Annotated in this window: 4 protein-coding genes and 1 pseudogene; 3 read left to right on the forward strand and 2 right to left on the reverse strand. The window is 33.2% G+C overall.

All coding sequences use genetic code 11. The features are described from left to right. Together ACT8VG_RS07125 and ppk1 are read right to left on the reverse strand one after the other, a co-directional pair. The coding region (locus ACT8VG_RS07125; protein WP_444195502.1) for a 6-phosphofructokinase at positions 1–163 on the reverse strand (163 nt) is incomplete at its 3' end. A gap of 12 nt (positions 164–175) precedes the next feature. After that, entirely contained in the window at positions 176–2,212 is a 2,037-nt protein-coding gene (gene ppk1 / locus ACT8VG_RS07130; RefSeq protein ID WP_444195500.1) for a polyphosphate kinase 1, read from the reverse strand. Positions 2,213–2,462: 250 nt separating this feature from the next. Here ppk1 and ACT8VG_RS07135 point away from each other — a divergent pair, with 250 nt between their 5' ends. From ACT8VG_RS07135 to ACT8VG_RS07145, 3 genes and pseudogenes are all read left to right on the forward strand, one after another. Beyond that, positions 2,463–3,902: a radical SAM protein gene (locus ACT8VG_RS07135; RefSeq protein ID WP_444195501.1), complete on the forward strand. Its 1,440-nt coding sequence runs from the start codon at positions 2,463–2,465 to the stop codon at positions 3,900–3,902. A 144-nt stretch (positions 3,903–4,046) separates the two neighbouring features. Beyond that, positions 4,047–4,529 (forward strand): annotated as a pseudogene (locus ACT8VG_RS07140) (MATE family efflux transporter); the annotation flags it as partial. 168 nt (positions 4,530–4,697) lie between these two features. Further along, positions 4,698–5,066 (forward strand): MATE family efflux transporter (locus ACT8VG_RS07145; RefSeq protein WP_444195503.1); only part of this gene is annotated, 369 nt, incomplete at its 3' end.

The following is a 5,066-nucleotide window of genomic DNA, read 5'->3' on the forward strand; positions in this document are numbered from 1 at the left end:
GCTTCATTTTTTTGTATTTTTCATACATTAATCCTTTATAACCATCAATAAAGCCAATGATTTCAACATCTTTCACATTTCTATAAAGAGTTAAAGCCAACCCACGCATAGTTGCATTAAGGGCTTGACAGTCTCCTCCGCTTGTTAAAATACCAACGCGCATATTATACCTCCCTTATACTTTTTTCTTAAAGAAGTATTCCTGACTATTGATCTTCTCTTGTTTATTCTTTACACGTTTATATGTACCATCATTTAATAAACGTGATGCTTTCACATTATCATGAAGCATAATATCAAACATATTAAGAATAGTCTTCTTAATACGAGGATCATGAATTGGTGCACCCACTTCTACACGTCTTTCTAAGTTACGTGTCATTAAGTCTGCAGAAGAAATATAAACTTCAGGATTTTTATCACCAAAGATATAAATACGAGAATGTTCCAAATAACGTCCGACAATAGATATAACATGAATATTTTCTGTATAACCCTTAATACCAGGAATGATACAACAGATACCTCTTACGATTAATTGAATCTTAACACCAGCCTGACTTGCTTCTACAAGCTTTTCAATCATTTTCTTACTTGTCACTGCATTACATTTAAATCCTACATAAGCAGGTTTACCAGCCTTTGCAAGTTCAATTTGTTCATCAATCTTTTCAAAGATTTTTGAAATCATACAATGTGGTGCGACTAATAATATATTCGCATTATGATCTGTTTCACCTAAACATAAATGAGTAAAGAGTTCATTGGCTTCTTCACCAAAAGCATGTTCTGAAGTCATTAAACAGAAATCTGTATAAAGTTTAGAAGTCTTTTCGTTATAGTTGCCAGTACCAATCTGAGTGAGATACTTGATACCTTCATCTGTACGATAAGTGACAAGACATAATTTAGAGTGTACTTTTAATTCACTTAAACCATAAATAACATGACATCCAGCACTCTCTACCTGTTTAGACCAGGCAATATTGTTTTCTTCATCAAAACGTGCACGAAGTTCTACTAGAACTGTCACATCCTTACCATTTTCTGCAGCACGAATCAAACTCTTAACAACCTTAGAATTTTTAGCCACACGATAAAGAGTCATCTTAATACTGATTACCTGTGGATCACGACTTGCTTCATCTAAGAATCTTAAGAATGGTGCCATAGATTCAAATGGATAAGAAAGTAATATATCATGCTTTAATACCTGTTTAATCATTGGTACAGTATTTTCTACAAGAGGTGAATTACGTGCTTCAAGTTTCTTATAGAATAATTCTGGATGACGTGATTTTAAATAATCCTGTAAAGTAAATACAAATGAGAACTCTAATGGACTCTCTACTTCAAAGACCTGACCATTAGAAAGATCTAAGAAATGTTTCAACATATCTACTTCAATCTCTTCTAGACCTGGAGACATCTCCATTCTTAAAGGTGCAAGCTTTCTCCTTTGTTTAATAAGAGTTTCCATCATTTCACGATAATCTTCATGTTCTTGTAAAGAATAATCATCCTCTTCAATATCAGCACTTCTTATAATACGAATTATAGAAGCATTCTTTACTGTTTGTCCATGAAAAATCATAGGAAGATTTTTTTTCACAATTTCTTCTGCCAAAATAAATTTACCAGGCTTACTAGGTAGGGCAATTAATCTTTCATCAAAAGCAGCAGAGCATGAAACAATACCCATCTTTCTCTTACCCTTTTTACTTTCTAATTGTGTCACAATATAGAGTTCACCATTATTAAGGAAAGGGAATGGCTGTCTTTTAGAAACAACCTGTGGTGATACAAGTGGAAGCATTTCCTGAGTGAAATAATGTTCGAGAAATTTTTTATCTTCTTTATCCTTAATATCATCATAACCTACAATCTCCACATCATATTCTTTCATCTTTTCAAGATTTGATGCATAGATCTTATCTCTCTTCTTATATAGATATTTCACCTTTCTTTCACAGGCTTTAATCTGTTCAGATGATGTCATATTTGTCTTATTTTCTTTTAAAGCAGGATAAAACAAAGCCTGATCAAATAAGAATCCCATACGTACTCTAAAGAATTCATCTAGGTTCGTTTGGAAAATTGAAATAAAAGTCAGACGCTCACCTAACGGCACGTTTTCATCTTTGGCTTGCATAAGAACACGGTCATTAAACTTTAACCAAGATAATTCTCGGTTATCTTTATATATATTCATAATTAATCCTCCCATCTATATACTCATTATAGCGTTAATTCTAGCATTATACTAATAATAGTGTGATTTAGTTAGAATAAAGTTTGTGTAAAGATAGTGTAAAATTTGTTCATTTCATATATTTTGTAAGAATATAAAGCTATTTTTTGACATTTTCCTAAAAATGCCTAAATGAACATTGGTCAGTTTTATTGACTTTTATCCGTAACATTCTAAAATGAGGATTAGTGAAAGAGAGAGGATGTTGATTATGAATACATTAGATAAAGTATCACATGCAGCTGAAAGAAAAGCGATGGAGGTTGCAATTGACCATATTGTGAAAGGTTTGGACAAAGACCGTACAGGAGAATATTTGAAGCTCATTGACTTGGCTGAAAAGTTCTATGGAAAAGGATTTAGTAAAGAAAGCTATGACGCAGCGAGAGTTGCGGTACAGGATCCAAACAACAAATGGGTGAAATATATCAATAGTGTGATTGATGATGCTAATCCAGAATTCATCAAGAAGACAGCTTTGAATCTTGGCTATGAAGCATTCTTTAGAGGTACAAAAACAATCCGTGAAAACAGAAAGAAATACAACTGTAATATCCCTTGGTTGATTCTTTTTGATCCAACAAGTGCATGCAATATGCATTGTGAAGGATGCTGGAGTGGTACTTATGGACATAAAAGCAACTTAACTTTTGAAGATATGGATAAGATTGTCACACAAGGTAAAGAATTAGGTGTCTATCTTTACTTATTAACTGGTGGTGAACCACTTGTAAAGAAGAAAGAAATCATTAAATTAGCTGAAAAGCATAATGATGTAGAATTCGCAATCTTCTCAAATTCTACTTTGATTGATGATGCATTCTGTAAAGAACTTGTAAGACTTGGTAATATTACATTCTTATTATCAATTGAAGGTACTCCAGAAACAAATGATGCAAGACGAGGTGCAGGTCACTTTGAAGCTGTTATGAAGGCCATGGATCTCTTAAAGAAATATGGTATTGTCTTTGGTACATCTATCTGCTATACAAAATATAATGTAGAAGCAGTCACAAGTGATGAATTCTTTAAGATGATTACTGATAAAGGGGCTCGTTTTGGTTTCTACTTCCATTATATGCCAGTAGGAAATAACGCAGTTACTGACCTGCTTCCTACAATCCAACAGAGAAAGTATATGATTGACCGGTTTAGATATATCCGTTCAGATAAATGCGATATTAACTTCTATCCAATGGATTTCCAAAATGATGGTGAATATGTTGGTGGATGTATTGCCGGTGGTAGAAACTACTTCCATATCAACTCTAATGGTGATGCTGAACCATGTGTATTTATTCATTATTCAAATACAAATATTCATGATAATTCAATTCTTGAAATGTTGCAGTCACCTTTATTCATGGCTTATCATGAAGGACAGCCATTTAATGAAAACCATTTAAGACCTTGCCCAATGTTAGAAAATCCATCATTATTAAGAGAAATGGTGAAACGTACAGGTGCACATGATACAAATATGGAATCTCCTGAAACAGCAGACCACTTATGTGATAAGTGTGAAGATTATGCAAAAGAATGGGCGCCTATTGCAGAAGAATATTGGAAGGATCATAAGCATCCACATCCTAAGTATGAAAACTATGCACCTAAGAGAATGGAAGAATTAGGATTACATAACGAAGAATAACTATGAGGCAGTTTGAATACTGCCTTTTACTATGCAAAAAAGTTATAACAGTTTCCGATATTGGTATTTTACTTTCGATTTTTTCTTTTCTAGAATAATACCAGGAGGGAACTTATGACATTTACAAATAAGGATTTAAAAAATATGATCATCCCACTCTTTTTTGAACAGTTGCTAGTGATGCTAGTAGGTATCATAGATACTTTTATTGTAAGCTTTGTGGGAGAAAGTGCGGTATCTGGTGTTTCTCTTGTAAATTCATTTAATACAGTTTTTATATATTTGTTTATAGCCCTTGCATCAGGTGGTGCAGTTGTCATCAGTCAATATATTGGACGTAAAAAAAATGAAGATACAAATCGTGCATCAGGACAAATATTGATGATATAGATTCACTTTTCAAAAGTTAACATTATACATATGATGATATTCAATTAATCACTATTAAGACTCTTATTTGGTCGTGTAGAAAACACAGTAATGCAGGCTTGTATAACGTATTTAAAGATTTCTGCCTATTCTTATCCTGCTCTTGCCATTTATAATGCAGGTGCTGCTTTATATCGCTCTATGGCTAAAACATCTACAACTATGTATATTTCTATTGTATCTAATATTATTAACTGTATTGGAAACTGCATAGGTGTCTTTGTCTTACATGCAGGTGTGGCAGGTGTCGCTTATCCATCACTAATTGCTAGAGTTTTTTCTGCAGTAGTAATCACATTCTTATGCTTCAATAAGACACTGACTACTTATTATGAAAAGAAGCATATATTTGTATTTGATGCTAAGATGTTGAAAAGAGTATTGAATATTGCGGTTCCTAATGGGATTGAACAAGGAATCTTTCAGTTAGTTAAAGTAGCCTTGAGTTCAGTTGTTGCTTTGTTTGGTACTTATCAGATTGCAGCCAATGGTGTGGCCCAAAGTATCTGGTCACTTGCAGCCCTAGTGGGAGTTACAATGGGACCTGTCTTTATTACAGTCATAGGACAGTGCATGGGAGCAAAGGATATAGACAGTGCACATTATTACTTTAAGAAGCTGATGAAGATCACAGTTATCTTCTCTATTATATGGAATATATTCATTCTTTTCATTACACCACTATTCCTACAATATTATCAATTATCATCAGATACTAAGAATCTGGTCTTTATT

It is taken from the genome of Catenibacterium sp. (assembly GCF_052354645.1).
In the GTDB taxonomy this organism is placed as follows: Bacteria; Bacillota_I; Bacilli_A; order Erysipelotrichales; family Coprobacillaceae; genus Catenibacterium; species Catenibacterium mitsuoka_A.

Bases quoted from the DNA above. Each gene is read 5' to 3' on its own strand.
- ppk1 (WP_444195500.1), bottom strand. From the start codon at position 2,212: ATGAATATATATAAAGATAACCGAGAATTATCTTGGTTAAAGTTTAAT.
- ACT8VG_RS07135 (WP_444195501.1), top strand. From the start codon at position 2,463: ATGAATACATTAGATAAAGTATCACATGCAGCTGAAAGAAAAGCGATG.